Here is a 19,225-nt window from a genome sequence, read left to right on the forward strand (position 1 = left end):
TGGAAGTGATCGACCAATCTGTTCTGCCTGATGGCGATGATGGCGTGGCCGCTGCCGATGACTTTATTCCAGAAGCGCTTGCCAATGAATGTGGCGTGGGCAACATTGTCTGGTCTGTCGTCTTTGCGACCAACACCGAAAATGGCCCCGGCCCGCAGACCATCGCAGAGTTTTTCGATGTCGAGGCGTTTCCCGGTAACCGTGGTTTGCGCAAGCGTCCACAGGTGAACATGGAATGGGCGCTGATCGCCGATGGTGTGGCCCCAGAGGATGTTTACGAAACACTGTCCACAGAAGAAGGGCAGGCGCGTGCCTTTGCCAAGCTGGATACCATTAAAGAAAACATCGTCTGGTACGATAGCTGGTCACAAGCCCCCGTTCTGCTGAATGATGGTGGTGCCACAATGGTACAATCCGCAAACGGCCGTATCTTTGCTGCGATCCAAGATGATGGTGCCCCGTTTGAAATTGTTTGGGACAGCCATGTCTATGATCTTGATGTCTGGGCGATCATGAAGGGCACAGAAAACATGGATCTGGCGATGGATTTCATCAAATCCGCAACCCGTACCGTGCCTTTGTCCGGTATGCAGGATGTGGCTTATGGCCCGACCCGCGCCTCTGCGCAGGCCCTTTTACCTGAAAGTGTGAAGGAAAATCTGCCAACAGCGCACCTTGATGAAGGTCTAAAAGCGGACGGTATCTTCTGGGCTGACTTCGGCGAAAGCCTTGGTGAAAAGTTCAACGAATGGCTGTTGCAGTAAACAGCTTTCCCCTGCGCCAGTTTCTGGCGCAGGGGGCACCCTAGGATAAAACCCAATATGTCCGGCATCACCCAAACCCTTGATCCAGAAGACGCCCGTAACGCCGCCCGCGAAGTGCGCAAGCGTCGTCTGCAAGCGTTCTTTTTCGTGGTGCCATTATTGGTATTTCTGATTTTTGCTTTTGTCGCGCCAATCACAACGATGCTGTATCGCAGCGTCCACAACCCAACGGTTGCAAATCTGATACCGGACACCCTGACCGCACTAGAGGATTGGTCCGGTGAAGGTGTGCCAGATGACGCGGTCCTGACCCAATTTGCAACCGATATGAAACGCATGGCAAATGATCGCACCTCTGGTCAGCTTGCCGATGAAATCAATCGCGCGCTACCCGGCATGTCCAGTGTGACCAAATCAACCGCCCGTGCCCTGCGCCGTGTCGAAGATGCTGATATTGCGGCAAATGGGGCGGCACTGCTGTTAGAAGCCAACGATCGTTGGGGTGATGCCGCAACATGGCGCGCATTACGCAACGCAGGGCCGGTCTATTCTTCCAGTTATTACCTGACATCTGTTGATCTAGAGCGGGATATTGATGGCAGTATCGTGCAGCGTGACACACAGATATACGTGCAGTTATACACCAAGACGTTAAAAATGGCGCTGATCATCACCGGCCTGACCATTGCTTTGGGATATCCGCTGGCATTTTTTATGGCGCATGCGTCCAGCGGTTTGGCCAATTTCCTGATGGTGTTCGTACTGCTGCCTTTCTGGACATCGCTGTTGGTACGCACGACCGCTTGGATTGCCTTGCTGCAAACGAATGGCGTGGTGAACTCTACCTTGGATTGGCTTGGCCTGATCGATGAACCACTTGAGCTTTTGTATAATGAGTTTTCGACGATCCTTGCGATGACGCACATCCTGCTGCCGTTCATGGTCTTGCCGCTGTATGCGGTCATGCGCGGGATCGACAGCAGCTATATGCGCGCTGCGATTTCGATGGGAAGCACACCGCTTGGGGCATGGTCAAAAATTTATTTACCGATGAGCTTGCCGGGTCTGTCCGCCGGCGCGCTTTTGGTTTTCATCATCTCAATCGGTTACTACATCACGCCTGCCTTGGTTGGTGGTACAGATGGACAAATGATTTCGAACATCATCGCGTTCCATATGCAGGTGTCCAATAACTGGGAACTTGCAGCGGCATTGGGATCGCTTTTGTTAGTGCTGATCTTGGTCCTTTACTGGTTGTTTGACCGTTTCGTCGGCACCGACAACCTGAAGCTGGGATAGATCATGAAACGCTTTCCCGAATACTATTCCTTTTGGCATATCGCAGGGCATTACGGTCTGCGTGTAACCGCATTTGCCGTGTTGTTGTTCCTGATGATGCCGATCCTTGTGATCATGCCGCTGTCATTCAATGCAGAACCGTTTTTTACCTTCACGGAAGGAATGCTTTCACTTGATCCCGAAGCGTATTCAATGCGCTGGTATCAAGAAATCGTCGATGACCAAAAATGGCGTATCGCGATCCGTAACAGCTTTGTCGTTGGTATTGCGGCGGCATTGATTGCGACAACGCTGGGTACATTGGCCGCTGTTGGTCTGGCGTCCCCTTGGATGCCTTATAAGCGCTTGATCACGGCGCTGCTGCTGTCGCCGATGATCGTGCCGCTGATCATTATCGCGGCGGGGATGTTCTTTTTCTACACGCAGTTCAATCTGGTTGGCACCTTTGCGGGGCTGATCATCGCCCACGCGGCGCTTGGCGTGCCATTTGTGATCATTACGGTCACTGCAACACTCAGCGGTTTTGACCGCTCGCTTTTTGTGGCGGGTCTTAGCCTTGGGGCGTCACCGGTGAAAGTGTTTTGGGATGTCGTTATCCCCTTAATTCGCCCCGGCGTGATATCCGGCGGGCTGTTCGCCTTTGTGACATCGTTTGATGAGGTCGTTTTGGTGCTGTTCCTTGCGGGTCCGGAACAGCGCACGATCCCGCGCCAGATGTTTTCAGGATTACGCGAACAGATTAACCCGACAATTTTGGCGGTTGCGACCTTGTTGGTCGTGCTGTCTGCCGCGATGCTGTTCACCCTAGAGATATTGCGCCGCAGGTCCGCGCGCCTGAGCGGCACAGACTAACGCCCCATACAGTCAGCGCAGAAAAGTTGGCGTATTCTTGTCACATCCGCGTGGTTCTGTTGCGGCGATAAAGACAACCTGTTTGCAGCGCGATTTTCAACGTGCGTATCAATGGCGCATGCGTCTGTTTTCTTTGCTTGCCGTTCTTGCTTTATCGCTGCTGACTGCACCCTTCGCCTTTGCGCAGGATGGTGCATTGACCACGCCTGAGCTGACGACATCGGGTGAGGCGTATCTTGATGCAATACGTCGCCAGCGTATTGACAGTGACGTCGCCTATTTTGATCCAACGGCTGCTGCCCCGGCGCTGACAACGCAGGAACGCCTGGCCGCTGTCGAAGAACCCGGGCGCAATTCGCGCAGTTGGGACGGACCAGGAGAGGCGTGGCCTTTCGGCCTTGTTGCGGCGATAATTTTAGTTGCTGTTATCCTCATTTTTGTACGGTTTGGTGGCAACATTGGCATTATGCTGCAACCGTCGGCAGATAACCCGCATGCGGCGCGCAGAGGCCCGCGACATGCGCGTTCAAGCGCAGCAGATGTGCAACCCCGCAACCTGTCCGAGATCACGGGTATGGCGGATCGGCGTGCGGCCCTTGTCGCGCTGGCGCAGAACGCGCTGCGCAAGGCAGTTACAGCCAACGGTGTCTTGCTGCGCCAAAGCTGGACTGACCGCGAGGCGCTGCGCCGTCTGCCAGCCGATCAACGCCATCTCAGCGCCCTGCGCGATTTGATCCGCGCCAGTGAGCGTGTCCAATTTGGTGGTCGTGACGTGACCGAACCAGAGTTTGCGCATCACGTGACCCAGATCACCCCGCTGTTTCGCGAGTTGGCGACATGAGCGACACAACAACTCAACCCGTCAAACAACGCCCTGAACTGATCCTGATCGGTGTTTTCGTCGCAATCGGCATTGCTGTGCTGCTTTATTTCTCAAGCCAGCAACAACAGCAGTTGCGCAGTTCAGCGACAGGTATGGATGGGCTGGACATTTGGCTGTCATCCGAGGGGCACGATGCCCAAAGTTTTGCAGGCGGCTGGACGATCAGCGCTGAAACGCTGGGTCTGGTGATCACCCCGCTTTACGATAGTGATTTATCAGAGGAACGTGCCAGCCCGCAAACCAAAGAAGAACTGCTATTCCAGCAGGACGAATACGACATGTGGCTTTGGCAGGTCGAAGAACGCGCCTATCTTGCGCAAACAATGGTGGTTCTGCCGAAGTGGCGCAGCGGCGTGCGACTAACGGGCCTTAGCCACCCCGCGCTGTTGGTTGATCCCGAAAGGACCCAAGACGCGCTACACCTTATCGCCGGCGAAGGTATCGGTGCTGTGGGTCACATTCGCAGACCTTTTAGTGATTTCAGCTATCAGACTTCGGATGGTGACCGCCTGACTGCCCGACTTTATGTCGCGCAAGTGTTCGAAGGGCAGGGCTGTGACCCCATTATCGGCGATGTGGGCGAGATGATTTTGGGGTTCTGCACTGTGGAAAATACCGGGGATGACATCCTGGTATTGTCTGATCCCGACTTGCTGAACAATCATGGCCTGCGTTTGGGCGACAATGCCCTGATCGCCCAAAGCCTATTGCCGCAATTGGCGGATGGTGGGCGCATTCTGATCGACTATAGCCAAGACGTTTGGATCACCGAACAGCAAGAGGCCGTGCAGCACGAACGCAGTTGGTCCGATTTTCTGCGCTATCTCGAATATCCATTTTCTGTACTTTGGATCGGTGGTGCGATCCTAATGTTGATCACGTTTTGGCGCGCAGGTCTGCGCTATGGCCCGATTGTTGATGCGGTATCGAAACTGAGCGCGCGTAAGGGCCAGGCGATCAGTGCGCGGGCCAAGTTGATGCGCATGACCGGACAGGACGGCGCGTTGCTGGATGACTATGTCACCGCCCGGATGAGTGCGGTCAGCAGTGCGCTGTTTGGCCCTGTGATTTCCGGCACGGCCACGAAAGAACAGGCCTATCTGAAGCATATGAAGCGCCTTAATCCTGCGCTGACCGAAAAACTGACCACCCTTTTGAACGAAATGCGCAACCTGCCAGCACATCTGCCGGCGACCGCCGCCATTTCCTATGTCGAAGCCTTTGAACTTACTTTGGAGCAACTTGCCCATGACACTTGAAACACTCAGCGCCCGCGCAGACGCCCTGCGCGCAGAGATCGGCAAAACCGTAAAGGGGCAGGATGAGGTCATTGACCTGCTGCTGGTCGCCCTGTTTGCGCGCGGACATGTCCTGCTGGAAGGGCCGCCGGGAACGGCCAAGACGCTGATGGCCCGCAGTTTCGCCGCCGCCTTTGATCTGGATTTCGGGCGTATTCAGTTCACGCCTGATCTGATGCCGGGCGATGTGTTGGGGACGTCGATCTTTAACTTCCAGACCAATGATTTCACCCTGACCAAAGGACCGGTGTTCAGTCAGGTTTTACTGGCAGATGAGATCAACCGCGCCCCACCCAAATCGCAGGCTGCTTTGTTGCAGGCGATGAACGAACGCATGGTCAGCATTGATGGCACCGACCATTTGCTGGGGGATGAGTTTCTAGTTGTTGCAACCCAAAACCCGATTGAACAGCAAGGGACCTATCCTTTGCCAGAGGCGCAGTTGGACCGTTTCCTGTTCAAACTGGTCGTCGATTTTCCGCCGCAAGACATCGAAATGGAAATCCTAAAGGCACATGCAGCAGAACCGATCGAGACGCGCGCCACGATGGATGCCCAAGACAAGGTCATGGATGCAGCGATCCTTGCGGAATGCCGCACGATTATCGACGGGATTATCCTGCAAGATGATATTTTAGCCTACATCCTGCGGCTGGTGCGCGCGACGCGCGAGAACAATGAAATCTCTTACGGTGCATCCACCCGTGCCGCTGATGCGATTGCCAGTGCAGCACGCGCAGCTGCTGCCTTGGCAGGCCGTGACTTTGCGATCCCTGATGACGTGAAACGCCTCTTTGTCCCGGCCTTGCGTCATCGCATTGTACTGGGTCCAACGGCTGAAATTGAAGGACGCGGACCGGTTCAGGTTCTTGAAAACATCCTTGATCAGGTAGAGGCACCCCACTGATACGGCCATCGCGCAGATTGCTGACAGTTGGCGGGGCCGCCCTGCTGATTTCGATGCTGATCGCCTTTGTGGGCGATGCCCCCTTTGCTGCGGCAGCGGGGCTGTGGCTGGTGTTGGGAATTGCTGTGCTGGCAGATGTGGTCATGTCCCGGACAGGGCGCAAAGAGATTACCGTCGATTTCCCATCAGAGGTGTTTGTTGGCGAAACGGTTGATTTGAAACTGACCGTCGGCAACGCGCCAGCGGCGCTATCGGGCCAAATTGATTGGCCAGATGGTATCAGCGGGCAAACCGACATTACGTTTACAGCAGACAATCAAAACATCGCCCGCGCGGTGATTCCATGCCGCGCTGTGCGCCGTGGGACATGGGCCTGCGACCATCTTTGGCTGATCTGGACCTCGCGCTGGGGGTTCTTTGAATATGTCCCAAAGCTGACATTGGGGGCAGAGCTGCGCGTGGTACCCAACATTCGGTTGATTGAATCCGGGCAGATCACAAGTTCGGTCAATTCCGCATTGTTTGGCGTCAAAGAAAATCGTGCCATCGGCGAAGGATCTGAATTTCACCAGTTGCAGGATTTTGTCCAAGGTATGGATGTCAAAACAATCGACTGGAAAAGATCAGCCCGTAAACGGTCTTTGGTCGCCAAAGAACTGCGTGCCGAACGCAACCACCACGTCATTATCGCCCTCGATAACGGGTATCTGATGCGCGAAGAAATCGGGGGCATGCCCCGGATTGACCATGCGATTACCGCAGCATTGGCCACCGCATGGGCCGCTGCCATTGGCGGTGATCTGGTCGGGTTTTATTCCTACGACGTGCGCCCCCGCATCTTTTCTGCGCCCACCGCGGGGCGCAAAGCCTTTGCCCGCATGCGCAGCCGCACTGCGGACCTGGATTATGTGAGCCGCGAAACAAACCACACGCTTGCGATGACAGAATTGAACGCGCGCACGCCCAAGCGCAGCCTGATCATCATTTTCACTGATTTTGTTGATACGACCTCGGCCGAGCTACTGATCGAAAACATCGGCATCCTTGCCCGACGTCATCTGGTGATCTTTGTCACTCTGCGCGATCCTGAACTGGAACAGATGGTCGCCAAAGCGCCTGAAAGTATGGACGGCGTTGCCGAACTGGTCGCCGCCAACCAATCCATTGATGAACGCCGCATCGTGATGGAGCGTTTGACGCGGATGGGTGTAACGGTAATTGATACAGAGCCCGGCAAAGTCACCGCGCAGCTCATCTCGCATTACCTAGAAATCAAAGCGAAAGAGCTGATCTGATGGAAGAACCAACCGATCTGATCCGCTCTGCCCGGTTTCGCAAGGAACGCGAGGACGACTGGTTGCGGCTGGAATCGTTGGCGACCAAGGCAGAAACCCAAGGTCTGCGCCGGATGAGCTTTGGTGAGGCGCGCGATCTGGCTGCACTTTACCGCGAGGCGACAACGTCACTGGCGATTGCGCGTGAAATCTCGCTTGATAAGGGGCTACTGCTGTATCTTGAGGCACTGACCGCACGCGCCTATCTGTCGGTCTATGCCCCGCAGGAAAGCGCACGGGGCGTGATTGCCCGGTTCTTACGCAAAAGCGGCCCTGTGGCGATGCGCAAATCGTGGTTCTTTGTACTGCTTGGGTTCCTGAGCATGGGGTTGGGCGGCCTGGCGGGGTATCTGCTCTATTTCGATGATCCAGCTTGGTTCTATGTATTGATGCCGGGCGATTTGGCAGGCGGGCGCAACCCGGATGCAACAACAGGTTATCTGCGATCGGTGATCTATGATGATGACCCCAGCGCGTCAGGTTTAGGTGCCTTTGCCACGTATCTTTTTTCGCATAACACAAGGATTGCGATTTTTGTATTTGGGCTTGGCGTGTTCCTATGCGCCCCTGCTATTTTGCTGACCTTCTATAACGGACTGATCATTGGTGTTTTTGTGGCGCTGCATGTGGACAGGGGTCTTGGATGGGACCTGTTTGGCTGGCTGTCCATCCACGGCGTGACAGAGCTTTCGGCGATCTGCATTGCCTGTGGCGGTGGCATCCAATTGGGGGCTGCGGTGCTGTTCCCGGGACAAAATACACGGGCCGAGGCGTTGCGGATTGCGGGGCGCGATGCGGCCAAACTGGCAATTGTTGCGGCCCTTATGCTTGTCGCGGCTGCCTTGATCGAAGGGTTCGGGCGGCAGTTGATCCAAGATCGCAACGCACGGCTGATCATCGGCTGGACCATCGGCGGCTTGTGGTTGATGTGGTTTGTTCGGACCGGGAGGGCGCAATCATGAAATTGCGCCGAAAGCCCAAAACGCCAGCACCCGATCCCAATGTGTTATTGCCCCCAGAAGGCGTGCCATTGCATCTGGCGGTGGCTGGCATGGGCGCGCGGTTTGGTGCGCAAATCACCGATATTCTGATTACGGTGATTGGGGCTGCGGCGCTTGTTATCCTGCTTGCCGTACTGGATCTGACGTCGCCACAAACGCTTTGGGCGATTTCGGCACTGCTCTTTTTTATCCTCCGCATTCCCTATTACGTGCTGACAGAACTGGCCTGGAATGGGCAGACCATTGGCAAGCGAATTATGAAGATCAAAGTTGTCTCGCGCGATGGATTGTCACTTAGTGCGCATGCGCTTGTGGTGCGCAACCTGATGAAAGAGGCCGAGATTTTTCTGCCCGGCACACTTTTGCTGACGTTGGATGCGGCGTCGCCCATCGGCTCATTGATTGCGCTGGGCTGGATTATCGGAACGCTGGCAGTACCGCTGACCAATAAACGGCGGCAGCGTTTGGGCGATATGATTGCGGGGACCTATGTGATCGACCTGCCAACGCCGATTCTGTTAAAAGATTTGGCGCAGTCTGTACCCAAACCAGTGAAGGACAAGTTCGTGTTCCTGTCACACCAGCTTGATCATTATGGTGCCTTGGAGTTGCAAACGCTTGAGGATTTGTTGCGCGCACAAGAGAACCGACCCAGCATGCAAACAGATACGCGCAACAAGGCAACATTGGATTCCGTGATTGAAAAGATCCGCAACAAGATCGGATATGCCGACAAAGTTGATCCAATGGACAGGGTCGCCTTCTTGCGGGCGTTCTATAATGCGCAGCGGGCGCATCTTGAGAAAAAACAGCTTTTTGGTGAACGGCGGCAGGATAAATTCCATGCAAATCAGGACGAAAAGAACTGATGCATATTTGCTGCAATTGCGATGGGCACCTTGGCCAGTGCCACAATCCTGTCTAGAAACCGCGTTATTAATTCGGCACATCCGATCACATCAGGCAGCGCGTTCTGCCTTTTGCCCCTTCTATAATTGTCATTAGGAATTTTTCATGACGAGCACACCTATCACTGGCCAAAAAACGTCCCTCGGCGTTGGCGCCATCGTTTCCAACAGCTTTTCGATCCTGTTTCGCAATCTGATTGCGGTCATGATCGTGGCGTTCATCCCTTCATTGATCGGCTTGCTTGTGTCTGTCGCCATGAACGGGGTTGGCCTGACACTTGGTGTTGATACCGGAGAAGCATTGGCCATTGGATCACCCACCATGATCTTTGTTGGCGTTATCGTTCAATTTGCTATTCAGGGTCTGACAATCGCGCTTTTGGTGCAGTTGGCCTATGACGCAAAGCTGGGCAATGCAATTACACCAATCGCCTATATTTCTCCCGCGATCAAAGCGATCGTGCCAATCATGGTGCTGTCACTCGTTATCGGTATTCTGGCGGGTATCGGTTTCGTCCTGCTGATTATTCCGGGCCTCTACATCTATGCGGTTTTCTGCGTGACGACGCCCGCAATCATGATCGAGCGTGCAGGCTTTGGCGGTATGGGTCGTTCTGCGGCGCTGACAAAAGACTATCGCTGGCCTGTTGTTGGTGCCTTGATCCTGCTGGGGATCTGTACCGCTGGTTTGGGAATTGTCACCACCTTCCTTGTGTCGGCGATCGTGCCAATCATCGGTTTGAACGCGGCTGGCTTTGGCATTGGTATTTTGCTGTTCGCACTGGTGAACGGGCTGACCTACGGCTTGTCCGGTATCGGCGCCGCCCTGATCTATGCCCGCCTGCGTGATATCAAAGAAGGTGTCAGCGTTGATAAACTGGCGGCTGTCTTCGACTAGAAGACGTATTGCCGAAATACAAAAAGCCCCATCGCCCAGTGTTGGCGGTGGGGCTTTTTAAATGAAACGCAGCCTATGTTTTTCCAAGACACCCACAATGATTTCTTTTGCATGGCAGCGGTGGGCGCGGTGGGTGTCGCGGGCCATGTTGGCCTGACCATCCTTGATTGCCTGAAACACCTTGCGATGATCGTCGTTTGATTTTGTCGGTAAGGGCCGCAGCGCCAAAGTAATGGCGCGCGCGCGGCGCACCTGATCGCTCATCATATCGACGATGGCTTTGACCCTGCCGTTGCCCCCCAGCTGCACCAATTCCTTATGGAAACGATCATCGGCCTCGGACCATGCATCAAGGTCACCAGCGGCAATGGCTTTGTCCATATCGTCAATTGCAGCCTCAAGCAGTGCAAGCGCGCTGTCAGAGTGGCCCGCCTTGGCGGCCTGTTCGGCCGAGAGGCTTTCAAGCTCGGTCAGCACGTCATAAATATCGGCCATGTCACGTGGTGAAATCGGCAGGATACGGACACCTTTGCGCGGTTGCAGTTCCAGCAGGCCCTGACCTTCCAGCATCAACAACGCTTCGCGCACCGGCGTGCGCGACATATTCAATTGTGCGGCAAGTTCGGTTTCAAGATGGTTTGATCCCGCTGGCAGATCACCGGCAAAAATCATTTCGCGCAGTTTAGCAAGGGCGCGTAGGGCGTTTGAAATCGGCTTTTCTGTCACTGCATCAGCCCTTTATCCTTTGCTTTTGTCCTGTCCGTGCAGCTTCATAAATCTGTTCTTCGATCTTCATCACGGTCAGATAGTTATCAGCCGTGTTTTCCAGCGGCGCACCATCCAGCACGCCCCGCATAATATGGCTTTGCAAAGCATGCACGCAATCACCGCCAAAGCCGTCCCATGTATCGGGGCCCAAAAGCGTTGTTTCGGTGGCATCGGCAAAGTCGCGATGCGTCACGGACCCATCGCCATACAGCCGGATCGTGCCCAGCGTGCCTTCGATCAGGGCCTCGCCCATGGTCCGGCGCAGATTGTCGGCCTTGTGATCAAGGTGGCGGTTGCCGTCGAACAAGGCGCGGACCCCGTTGGGGTGATCGAACAGAATATATCCTGCATCTTCGCCTACAATTGCCGGGTTTATCTGACGTAGGTCGGCATAAACAGCCGTCGGATTGCCTAGAAGGTAACGAAACGTATCCACCCAATGCACCCCGGTTTCGTGCACCAGAAAACGGGGCATTTTCTGGAAATAGGGTTGTCGATCAAGGTACGCATCAGGGCCTTGACCGTCGCCGGGACGAAGCCTGAATGTCACCTGATGCGCTTGGCCAATTGTACCGGTATCAAGGGCTGTCTTGATCGTGCGGTACCAGGGTTGAAAGCGAAAGTTTTCATGCACCACAATCGTGGCATTCGCGGTCTTCGCTTCGGCAACGACAGTCTGTGCTTCAGTCAGGTTCAGGCAAAAAGGCTTTTGGCAGATGATCCATTTCACACCTGCGGCCAGCGCAATGCGGATCGTATCGGCATGTGCCTGAGGTGGCACAATCACATCCAGCAGATCGGGTGCTTGTTCATCCAACATTTGCGCCAGATCGGTGTAGGCGGCCAACCCGGTTGCCTTTGCCCTTTCAAAATCGCGATCACACGCACCAACAAGGATAGCCCGCGCCATACGTGCCCAGCTGTCGTAATGAAACTGGGCGAAATAACCCGCACCAACGCAGGCAATGCGCAGGTTTTGATTATCCGTCATACGGCAAACAACGCGTCCAGAACCGCGCCCGCCGCATCGTTCGTGTCATGTCCCCCACCCAGATCACGCGTCAGCACATCGCCGCGTGCAACAACGGCCTCGACGGCTTTACGCAAGCGTGTGCCATCGGCGCGTATCGCATCGTTATCATGTTTGACCCCTAGCCAATCCAGCATCATGGCCGCAGACAGGATCATCGCAAACGGGTTTGCCACGCCCTGCCCGGCAATATCGGGGGCCGATCCGTGGCATGGTTGAAACACAGCATGATCCAATCCGATATCGGCGGATGGTGCCAATCCAAGCCCGCCCATCAGGCCCGCCCCAAGGTCGGACAGGATGTCGCCGAACATATTCTCGGTGACCAGCACATCGAAATCCCACGGTTTTTGCACCATCCAAAGGGCGGTTGCATCCACATAGGCATGATCGGCAACGATATCAGGATGATTGGCGGCTTCGGCATCAAACATCTCGCGAAAGAAAGCAAAGGCGCGAAAGACGTTGGCTTTGTCCACGCAGGTCACTTTGCCAATGCCGCGGCCAGCGTTTTTGCGGGTCTGCGCCAGATCAAAAGCAAACCGGAACAGTTTTTCCGAGATATCACGCGTGATCAAAAGCGTCTCGCGCGCTTCATCCTTACTTACCTCGCCGCAGCCTTGCGTGTGAAACAGCCCTTCGGTGCTTTCACGGATCAGCACAAAATCAATTTCGCGTCCCGGCGGCAGACGCAGCGGTGTGCCTTGCCCCTCACGCACCGTAACAGGGCGCACCCCGGCAAAAAGCGTTAGCGCCTTGCGCAGATCGATCTGTGGTGAAATTTCTGTGCCATCGTCATAGCGCACATCAGGCAGGCCCATGGCCGACAGCAGGATCGCATCGGATGACCGTGCGATTTGCATTGAGGTATCGGGTAGCGAAACTCCGGTTTGGGCATAATGCGCGGCCCCGGCCGGGGCATCTGTAAATGACAGCGCATAAGCGTCAGAGGCGGCGGCCATACGTTTGAGTATCTGCACTGTCGGCGCCATGATTTCCGGCCCAATCCCGTCACCGTGGAAAACTGCGATATCAAAGTTTTGGGTCATTCAGGGCCTTTCCTGCGCGGTAATTCTTTCGGTTCGAACAATCGAGTCACTGACAATTCACACATTAATGCATGCATTACTAAATGCAATAAAGAGAGATGCCATTTGAGCTACCGTAATTTTTATTTGCAATACGACCACTTGCTGGCATCTTTGTGGTGCTGAAACTGGCAATACAGCCAAGAAGGAAACCTGCATGTACGCTGTTATTGTCACCTTTCAGGTCGTAGCTGATGAAATGCCTGCATTCATGCCGTTGATGCGAAAAAATGCAGCCATGTCGCTTGCGCAAGAGGCAGGTTGCCATCAGTTTGATATCTGTACGGACCCAATGCACCCGGACGATGTTTTTCTATATGAACTCTATACGGACCGGCCTGCCTTTGACCTTCACCTTGCCAGCGATCATTTCAAAGTCTTTGATGCGAAGACCAAACCAATGATCACAGCGAAAGTTGTGCGCACATACCAGGATGTCATCACATGAGCGATTGGGAAATCTATTGCATCAAATACGCTGACCGGAACACACGCACCCGGGCGGACAGTTTTATCTTCGACGACAACCATGATGCACCGCATCCTATGGATTATTTCATGTGGGTCCTGCGACGCGGCGCTGAGGTGATACTGGTAGACACCGGATATGATACAGAAGAAGGGCAAGCGCGTGGTCGCCCTATTCGGCTGGACCCCGCCGCCGCATTGCAACCGCTTGGCTTGCAGCCAGAGGATATTACCCAAGTCATCGTAACCCATCTTCATTACGATCATGCGGGTGGCTTGCACCTGTTTCCCAACGCAACACTGCACTTGCAAAGCGCTGAGATGGCCTTCGCCACAGGCCCTTGCATGTGCCATGAGACATTGAAGATGCCTTATACCGCGGGGCATGTCTGCGAAGCGATCAAGCGCCTTTATGCCGGAAAGGTCGTATTTTACGATGGTGATGCGCAGGTCGCGGATGGTGTGACGGTGCATTGCATTGGTGGGCACAGCCGTGGGCTTCAATGCGTGCGCGTGCGCACTAAGGCTGGTTGGATGGTGCTGGCATCTGACGCCAGCCACTTTTACGAAAACATCTTTGCGCGCAAACCGTTTCCCATTGTGGTTGATTTGCAGAACATGCTGGATGGTTTTGATACCCTGCATCGCCTTGCCTCTGATCCTGGCCTGATCATTCCGGGCCATGATCCATTGGTGCGCATCTATTTCCCGCAGGCTATGGCGCCGCATATCTTTCGCCTTGACGCTGGGCCGATCAAAGAGATTCCCCGATGAAACTGGGGATTATTGCGGACGATTTTACCGGTGCATCAGATATCGGGCTGACATTGGCCGAGGCGGGCATGTCTGTGGCGCAATTCATCGGTGTTCCCGCCGGGCCTGCGGACCCGACGCTTGATGCTGGTGTGGTGGCGTTAAAGTCACGTACCGCCCCTGTTCAAGATGCCGTGTCTGCGTCGCTCGCGGCATGCGATTGGCTTATGGCGCAAGGGGCAAAGCAGGTCGTTTTGAAAGTCTGTTCTACCTTCGACAGCACCGCAAAAGGTAACATTGGTCCCGTTCTTGATGCCCTAGCCAAACGGCTGAACGCGGGGCCGGTCATCGTTTGCCCGGCTTTTCCCGAAAACGGTCGTAGTGTCTATCAAGGCCACCTTTTTGTCGCTGACAGGCCGCTGCACGAAAGCGGGATGCAGGATCATCCGCTGACCCCGATGAAGGACGCTGATCTGCGGCGCGTTCTGGCAGCGCAGTCTGTGCGTCAGATCGGCCATGTCCCGGCCTTGACAGTGTTGCAGGGTGGCGATGCGATCAAAGCAGCACTGACCACTGATGCGCATATGATCACTGACGCCATCACAGATGCCGACCTGCTTGCGATCGGCCAAGCTGCCAAAGGTCTGCCTTTGCTATGCGGTGGATCAGGTATTGCGCTTGGATTGCCCGCCAATTTCGGTGTGCAGACAGCAGCACCGGAATGGCACGCGATCACCGGACCGGGCGCTGTGTTTTCAGGGTCGTGTAGCATTGCCACGCGCGATCAGGTCGAAGCGTATGCCGCCACCGCGCCGTCCTTTCAGATTGACCCGGCCAAAGCAGTTGAGGGGCAGTATAACATCGGCCAGATCGCTGATTGGGTCGTGGCGCAAGACGTGCCTCCGCTGGTTTATTCATCTGCTGACCCCAAAGTGGTCAAAGCGGCACAAGACGCGCATGGGCCGGGTGTCGCGGCGGCAGCCATCGAAAATCTTTTTGCGCAACTGGCCCCCGCGGTCATTGCAGGTGGGGTCCGTCGGTTGGCTGTGGCAGGCGGTGAAACCTCTGGCGCTGTGGTGACCGGCCTTGGGGCCGATGCGCTGACCATTGGCCCGCGTGCGGCGGCGGGTGTGCCTTTGGTCCGTTTTGGCGATGTCGCGCTGGCGCTGAAGTCAGGTAACTTTGGCGGATCGGATTTCTTTGGCAAAGCCTTGACATTGATGAAGGCCCCGCATGACTGAGATCAGCAAACTGCGCGAAGACATCTGTGTTTTGGCCAAGTCAATGCTCGACCGCGGGCTGACCTGTGAGTCCTCTGGCAACATATCTGCCCGGCTGTCGGACGGAACGGTTTTGGTCACGCCAACCGGGCGGGCGATGGGGTTTCTGGACCCTGCACAAATCAGTCACCTCGACCAGAACTTCAAATTGCTGTCTGGCGACCCACCAACAAAAGAAACGCCGTTGCATGCGGCATTTTACGAAACACGCAGTGGCACGGGCGCTGTTGTTCACCTGCATTCAACCTATTCAGTAACCCTTTCGATGTTGCCTGAAACGGACCCCGACAATGTACTGCCGCCCTTGACGCCCTACACGATCATGCGGGTCGGTAAGGTCAAGCTGCTACCGTTCTTTTTGCCCGGTGATCCGGGGATGGGCGATGCAGTGCGGGGTCTGGCGGGCAAACGGTCTGCCGTCCTTTTAGCGAACCACGGTCCTGTGGTCGCGGGCAAAGATGTTTGGGCCGCCGCATTTGCGATGGAAGAGCTTGAAGAAACAGCCAAACTAGCCATGCTGACGCGCGGAATGAACCCGACACCGCTGACAGAAGCGCATGTTCAGGCCGTGGTCAAAAAATTCGATGTCGACTGGTAAAACGATTGCCCGGTCGGTTCAGTAAACAGCGATCCTCACGGATCTTGCTTGTGCTCGGATTGATCACTTTGTGGCGCCACAGGCAACGGCTCTTTGAAGGTCAAAGTCCGATATGGGAATGGGATTTCAAGACCGGCATCATCCAACGCGCGTTTGACGCCCGCCACAACCTGATCCTTTGAGGTACGCACCTCGACCGGGGTCGATCCTGTCCACCACGTCACTTCGAAATTGATCGAAGAAGACGCAAATTCCTGCGCGAAAATTTGGATGGGCTTGTTGTCTTGTTCGACAGTGTCGCAAGCCACAACCGCCTGTCTGATCACGTCGCGCGCTTCATCAACATCAACGTCGTAGGCCACGCCACAAATGATGGTCACCCTGCGGTGCGGTTTGTCCGTGCGGATGACAACAGGGTTTTTGAACAACATGGAGTTGGGCACGATAACAAGCTGCCCATCGGTGCGTTCGATATGGCTTTCACGGATGGCGATGTGGGCCACCTTACCTTCGATATCTTCACACTCGATATGATCGCCGATGCGCATTTCGCGCCGAAACAGAATGATGATCCCTGCCAGAAAGTTCTCGAACACATCCTTGAATGCGAAACCTATCGCCACCGATCCGATGCCAAGACCGGCCAGAATGCTGGCGGGCGTCAAACCCGGAAAAACGATGACCGCAGCAATCATCAAACCCATGATCCAAATGAAGATAGACACCAAAAGTTGCGCAAGCTCTTTCAGGCTTTGCCGTATTTTGGTGTGTTTCAGAACGCGCCCTGCCATTGCCTTGGCCAATCGGCTAAGCAAGGCCGTAGACACAATGACAACAATCGCAACAACGATTTGCGGCAGCAGTTCGACCGCGCCGCGCGCGATTTCTTGCAGTTGTTCAGTCAGGATTTGGACAGGTTCCATAGGTATTGGGCCTTTCGTCAGTCAGATCAGGCAATCGCGTTATGGTGTATCGGATCTACGTGCATTGTAGTGGTGATTGGAAAGAAACGAACGACCGATATGATACTGCACATACGAAAACCTTTTAGAACCACTTAGCGTTTTAACACGGCAGGGGTGGCTTTCGTTCCATACCAGACATGCGGTTTAACCACGCGCCATGGGAACCAATCCGACACGCAAACGTTTGTACGCTATTGGAGCGTCAGAATTGGCAGCACCACAGAGTAAAATGAACAAAGGAGGTTCCTATGAACCGTGTCATCTATATCGTCGGCCTTATCGTCGTTGTTATTGCCGTTCTGTCGTTCGTTGGATTGGCGTAAATCTCCCAGCCCGAAAACGATCAACCTCACCTCAAAGCAAAGGATTTTCCCATGCGTATTCCATTTATCATCGCAATGATCGTATCATCATTCGCACTTGCAGCGTGTGAAACGGTACAAGGCGCAGGCCAGGATATTTCGAACGCAGGCGATGCACTGTCTGCTGAAAGCCAGGATGTGCAATCTGATCTTTGATCACGTGCAAGCCCTACAAAAAAAGCAGGTCCCGCGGGGCCTGCTTTTTTGTGTCTACTGATTATTCGTCAGCGAAACCAAGACCCCCTCAGAGCATTCTGAAGGGGTCTTAGTAATCAATCAGGCCGCTGGGCGTTCATGTTCACCCTCTTCGACCTCTTCCACGATCTTGGCGATAAACGCATCAAGGTCTTCTGGGCTGCGTGACGTAATAATGCCGTTGGAAATGGCGACATCCTGATCGACCACTTTGGCGCCTGCATTTTTCAGGTCAGTGCGGATAGAACCATAAGAGGTCATCTCGCGTCCTTCGGCAACGCCTGCTTCAATCAGCAACCAAGGTGCGTGGCAAATTGCTGCGACGATTTTATTGCCTGTGACAAACTTGCGTACTGTTTCAACTGCCGTTTCGTCAGCGCGCAGAATATCAGGGTTAATCTGACCACCCGGCAGCACAAGTGCGATATAATCATCGACGTTAACGTCCGCGATCTTCAGATCAGCGTCAACGCTGTCACCCCAATTATTTTGGTCCCAACCGGTGATCTTTTCACCATCAGGTGTCGCCACATGGACAGTGGCCCCTTTGGATTTCAGCTGCTGAAGCGGCTCCATCAGTTCAGATTGTTCGAACCCGTTCGTCGACATGATCAGGATCTTGGCATTCGTAATGTTAGGCATTTTGATCTCCCGTTCTGGAATTGAATGTTGATATGGAAACAACGTATGCGGGGCGAATGCGTTCCTGATATAGGATCCGAAGCGCCAACATGCGGCGTGTTGCTAAGGCTTTACGCCGTGCCAAACCAAGGGATGTACCATCGCCGTTTCGCGTTACAACTGGCGGCCAGCCCGCCCCAACACACGCGCCAGAACGATGACCAGCGCAAAACTGATCAGGCCTAGATAGCGTTCAAAGATGCCGTCTACGTCTGTTGGTAGGTAAAAGAAAACAGGTGCTGAGATTGTCCAGACAATAGATATGCCGATCAACGCATTGCCAGCCGCCGGGTCCACTTTGCTGGCCCCGCCTGACATCAACCAAGGGACCAAAGCCATCAATACGCCCAACCCATAGACAAGATAGATGTGGATCACGACGCCTTCATTATCATTGTCCCCATATTCGTTACGTGCGCCGATCAAGAACACCAACAACGCCAGCATGCTTAGCCCGACAACGCCAATGCTCCAACGTGGGCCGCCAAGGTGAAGATGGGCGGCAGCAAGCGCTATTGCGACCAAAGCGGCAGAATAAGCATAGATGCCGATATCAACGATAAATTCGTACCGCCCGGCGCCAAGGTCACTGATGGTATCGGCAATCCAATCGTGATCAGGCACGACGAAGTCGGCGATAAGGATCGAGATAGTAAAAATCACACATCCGGCGATCGCAAACCAACCTGTCCAGATCAGTAGATTTGGCTGAATATTATGCTCGATCCGGCGCTTTATCTCGTTCATCTTCAATGTCCTTTTTATAAAATTAGCTGGCCTTGCAACAGCCCTTACAATTGCAACGCGGATGTGTGCCCGACCGTTCCAGAAGTCTGCAAAGCGCACGGATAGTCGGGAACGATATCGGACAGGGCTGCGTTGTGACCCCATCA

Annotated in this window: 21 protein-coding genes; 15 read left to right on the plus strand and 6 right to left on the minus strand. The window is 54.6% G+C overall.

Annotated features, from left to right (window positions below; all coding sequences use genetic code 11):
• The 10 genes from RCCS2_RS14250 to RCCS2_RS14295 form a co-directional block, all read left to right on the plus strand.
• Positions 1-764, plus strand: a 764-nt coding sequence (locus RCCS2_RS14250; RefSeq protein ID WP_008235413.1) for an extracellular solute-binding protein, incomplete at its 5' end; no start/stop codon positions are given.
• 57 nt (positions 765-821) lie between these two features.
• A complete protein-coding gene (locus RCCS2_RS14255) occupies positions 822-2,063 on the plus strand; it encodes an ABC transporter permease (RefSeq protein ID WP_008235414.1) in 1,242 nt (413 codons plus the stop codon).
• 3 nt (positions 2,064-2,066) lie between these two features.
• Positions 2,067-2,915: an ABC transporter permease gene (locus RCCS2_RS14260; RefSeq protein WP_008235415.1), complete on the plus strand. Its 849-nt coding sequence runs from the start codon at positions 2,067-2,069 to the stop codon at positions 2,913-2,915.
• Between the two features lie 118 nt (positions 2,916-3,033).
• The gene (locus RCCS2_RS14265; protein ID WP_008235416.1) at positions 3,034-3,756 is read left to right on the plus strand and encodes a DUF4129 domain-containing protein; all 723 of its coding nucleotides are present in this window, start codon (positions 3,034-3,036) and stop codon (positions 3,754-3,756) included.
• Positions 3,753-5,057, plus strand: a complete 1,305-nt coding sequence (locus tag RCCS2_RS14270) for a hypothetical protein (RefSeq protein ID WP_008235417.1) — start codon at positions 3,753-3,755, stop codon at positions 5,055-5,057. Before RCCS2_RS14265 ends, RCCS2_RS14270 begins: the two co-directional genes overlap by 4 nt.
• On the plus strand, positions 5,047-6,003 hold the full coding sequence (locus tag RCCS2_RS14275; RefSeq protein ID WP_008235418.1) for an AAA family ATPase: 957 nt from the start codon (positions 5,047-5,049) through the stop codon (positions 6,001-6,003). The genes RCCS2_RS14270 and RCCS2_RS14275 overlap by 11 nt, the downstream gene beginning before the upstream one ends.
• Before the next feature lie 17 nt (positions 6,004-6,020).
• Positions 6,021-7,298, plus strand: coding sequence for a DUF58 domain-containing protein (locus RCCS2_RS14280; RefSeq protein ID WP_008235419.1), 1,278 nt, complete (start codon positions 6,021-6,023; stop codon positions 7,296-7,298).
• Positions 7,298-8,299, plus strand: coding sequence for a stage II sporulation protein M (locus RCCS2_RS14285; protein WP_008235420.1), 1,002 nt, complete (start codon positions 7,298-7,300; stop codon positions 8,297-8,299). Before RCCS2_RS14280 ends, RCCS2_RS14285 begins: the two co-directional genes overlap by 1 nt.
• Positions 8,296-9,207, plus strand: a complete 912-nt coding sequence (locus tag RCCS2_RS14290) for an RDD family protein (RefSeq protein ID WP_008235422.1) — start codon at positions 8,296-8,298, stop codon at positions 9,205-9,207. Before RCCS2_RS14285 ends, RCCS2_RS14290 begins: the two co-directional genes overlap by 4 nt.
• A 145-nt stretch (positions 9,208-9,352) precedes the next feature.
• Positions 9,353-10,144, plus strand: a complete 792-nt coding sequence (locus tag RCCS2_RS14295; protein WP_008235423.1) for a hypothetical protein — start codon at positions 9,353-9,355, stop codon at positions 10,142-10,144.
• Positions 10,145-10,201: 57 nt separating this feature from the next.
• Here the strand turns inward: RCCS2_RS14295 and RCCS2_RS14300 are convergent, their stop codons facing one another.
• The 3 genes from RCCS2_RS14300 to RCCS2_RS14310 are packed head-to-tail and all read right to left on the minus strand — an operon-like array spanning position 10,202 to position 12,991.
• Positions 10,202-10,870 carry a GntR family transcriptional regulator gene (locus tag RCCS2_RS14300; RefSeq protein ID WP_008235431.1) on the minus strand — a complete coding sequence of 223 codons (669 nt, stop codon included), beginning with the start codon at positions 10,868-10,870 and terminating at the stop codon, positions 10,202-10,204.
• Positions 10,871-10,874: 4 nt separating this feature from the next.
• Positions 10,875-11,903: a Gfo/Idh/MocA family protein gene (locus tag RCCS2_RS14305; protein WP_008235432.1), complete on the minus strand. Its 1,029-nt coding sequence runs from the start codon at positions 11,901-11,903 to the stop codon at positions 10,875-10,877.
• A complete protein-coding gene (locus tag RCCS2_RS14310; RefSeq protein WP_008235433.1) occupies positions 11,900-12,991 on the minus strand; it encodes an isocitrate/isopropylmalate dehydrogenase family protein in 1,092 nt (363 codons plus the stop codon). Before RCCS2_RS14310 ends, RCCS2_RS14305 begins: the two co-directional genes overlap by 4 nt.
• A 196-nt stretch (positions 12,992-13,187) precedes the next feature.
• On the opposite strand from RCCS2_RS14310, the gene RCCS2_RS14315 reads away from it, so the two are divergent.
• Genes RCCS2_RS14315 through otnC form a run of 4 tightly spaced genes read left to right on the plus strand, consistent with a single transcriptional unit; the run spans position 13,188 to position 16,129 of the window.
• Positions 13,188-13,478, plus strand: coding sequence for a putative quinol monooxygenase (locus tag RCCS2_RS14315; RefSeq protein ID WP_008235434.1), 291 nt, complete (start codon positions 13,188-13,190; stop codon positions 13,476-13,478).
• Positions 13,475-14,272 carry an N-acyl homoserine lactonase family protein gene (locus RCCS2_RS14320; RefSeq protein WP_008235436.1) on the plus strand — a complete coding sequence of 266 codons (798 nt, stop codon included), beginning with the start codon at positions 13,475-13,477 and terminating at the stop codon, positions 14,270-14,272. Before RCCS2_RS14315 ends, RCCS2_RS14320 begins: the two co-directional genes overlap by 4 nt.
• The gene (gene otnK / locus RCCS2_RS14325) at positions 14,269-15,492 is read left to right on the plus strand and encodes a 3-oxo-tetronate kinase (RefSeq protein WP_008235437.1); all 1,224 of its coding nucleotides are present in this window, start codon (positions 14,269-14,271) and stop codon (positions 15,490-15,492) included. Before RCCS2_RS14320 ends, otnK begins: the two co-directional genes overlap by 4 nt.
• Positions 15,485-16,129, plus strand: coding sequence for a 3-oxo-tetronate 4-phosphate decarboxylase (otnC, locus tag RCCS2_RS14330; protein WP_008235438.1), 645 nt, complete (start codon positions 15,485-15,487; stop codon positions 16,127-16,129). The genes otnK and otnC overlap by 8 nt, the downstream gene beginning before the upstream one ends.
• A gap of 35 nt (positions 16,130-16,164) precedes the next feature.
• On the opposite strand, the gene RCCS2_RS14335 is transcribed toward otnC, so the two are convergent.
• Positions 16,165-17,052 (minus strand): mechanosensitive ion channel family protein, encoded by an 888-nt coding sequence (locus RCCS2_RS14335; RefSeq protein ID WP_008235439.1) that lies wholly within the window; start codon positions 17,050-17,052, stop codon positions 16,165-16,167.
• 416 nt (positions 17,053-17,468) lie between these two features.
• Between RCCS2_RS14335 and RCCS2_RS14340 the strand changes: the two genes are divergently transcribed.
• Positions 17,469-17,612 (plus strand): entericidin A/B family lipoprotein, encoded by a 144-nt coding sequence (locus RCCS2_RS14340; protein WP_008235441.1) that lies wholly within the window; start codon positions 17,469-17,471, stop codon positions 17,610-17,612.
• 120 nt (positions 17,613-17,732) lie between these two features.
• Here the strand turns inward: RCCS2_RS14340 and RCCS2_RS14345 are convergent, their stop codons facing one another.
• Positions 17,733-18,293: a type 1 glutamine amidotransferase domain-containing protein gene (locus tag RCCS2_RS14345; protein WP_008235442.1), complete on the minus strand. Its 561-nt coding sequence runs from the start codon at positions 18,291-18,293 to the stop codon at positions 17,733-17,735.
• Positions 18,294-18,446: 153 nt separating this feature from the next.
• Positions 18,447-19,079: a DUF998 domain-containing protein gene (locus RCCS2_RS14350; protein ID WP_008235449.1), complete on the minus strand. Its 633-nt coding sequence runs from the start codon at positions 19,077-19,079 to the stop codon at positions 18,447-18,449.
• Between the last annotated feature and the right edge of the window lie 146 nt (positions 19,080-19,225).

The sequence above is a fragment of the Roseobacter sp. CCS2 genome, from assembly GCF_000169435.1.
In the GTDB taxonomy this organism is placed as follows: Bacteria; Pseudomonadota; Alphaproteobacteria; order Rhodobacterales; family Rhodobacteraceae; genus Yoonia.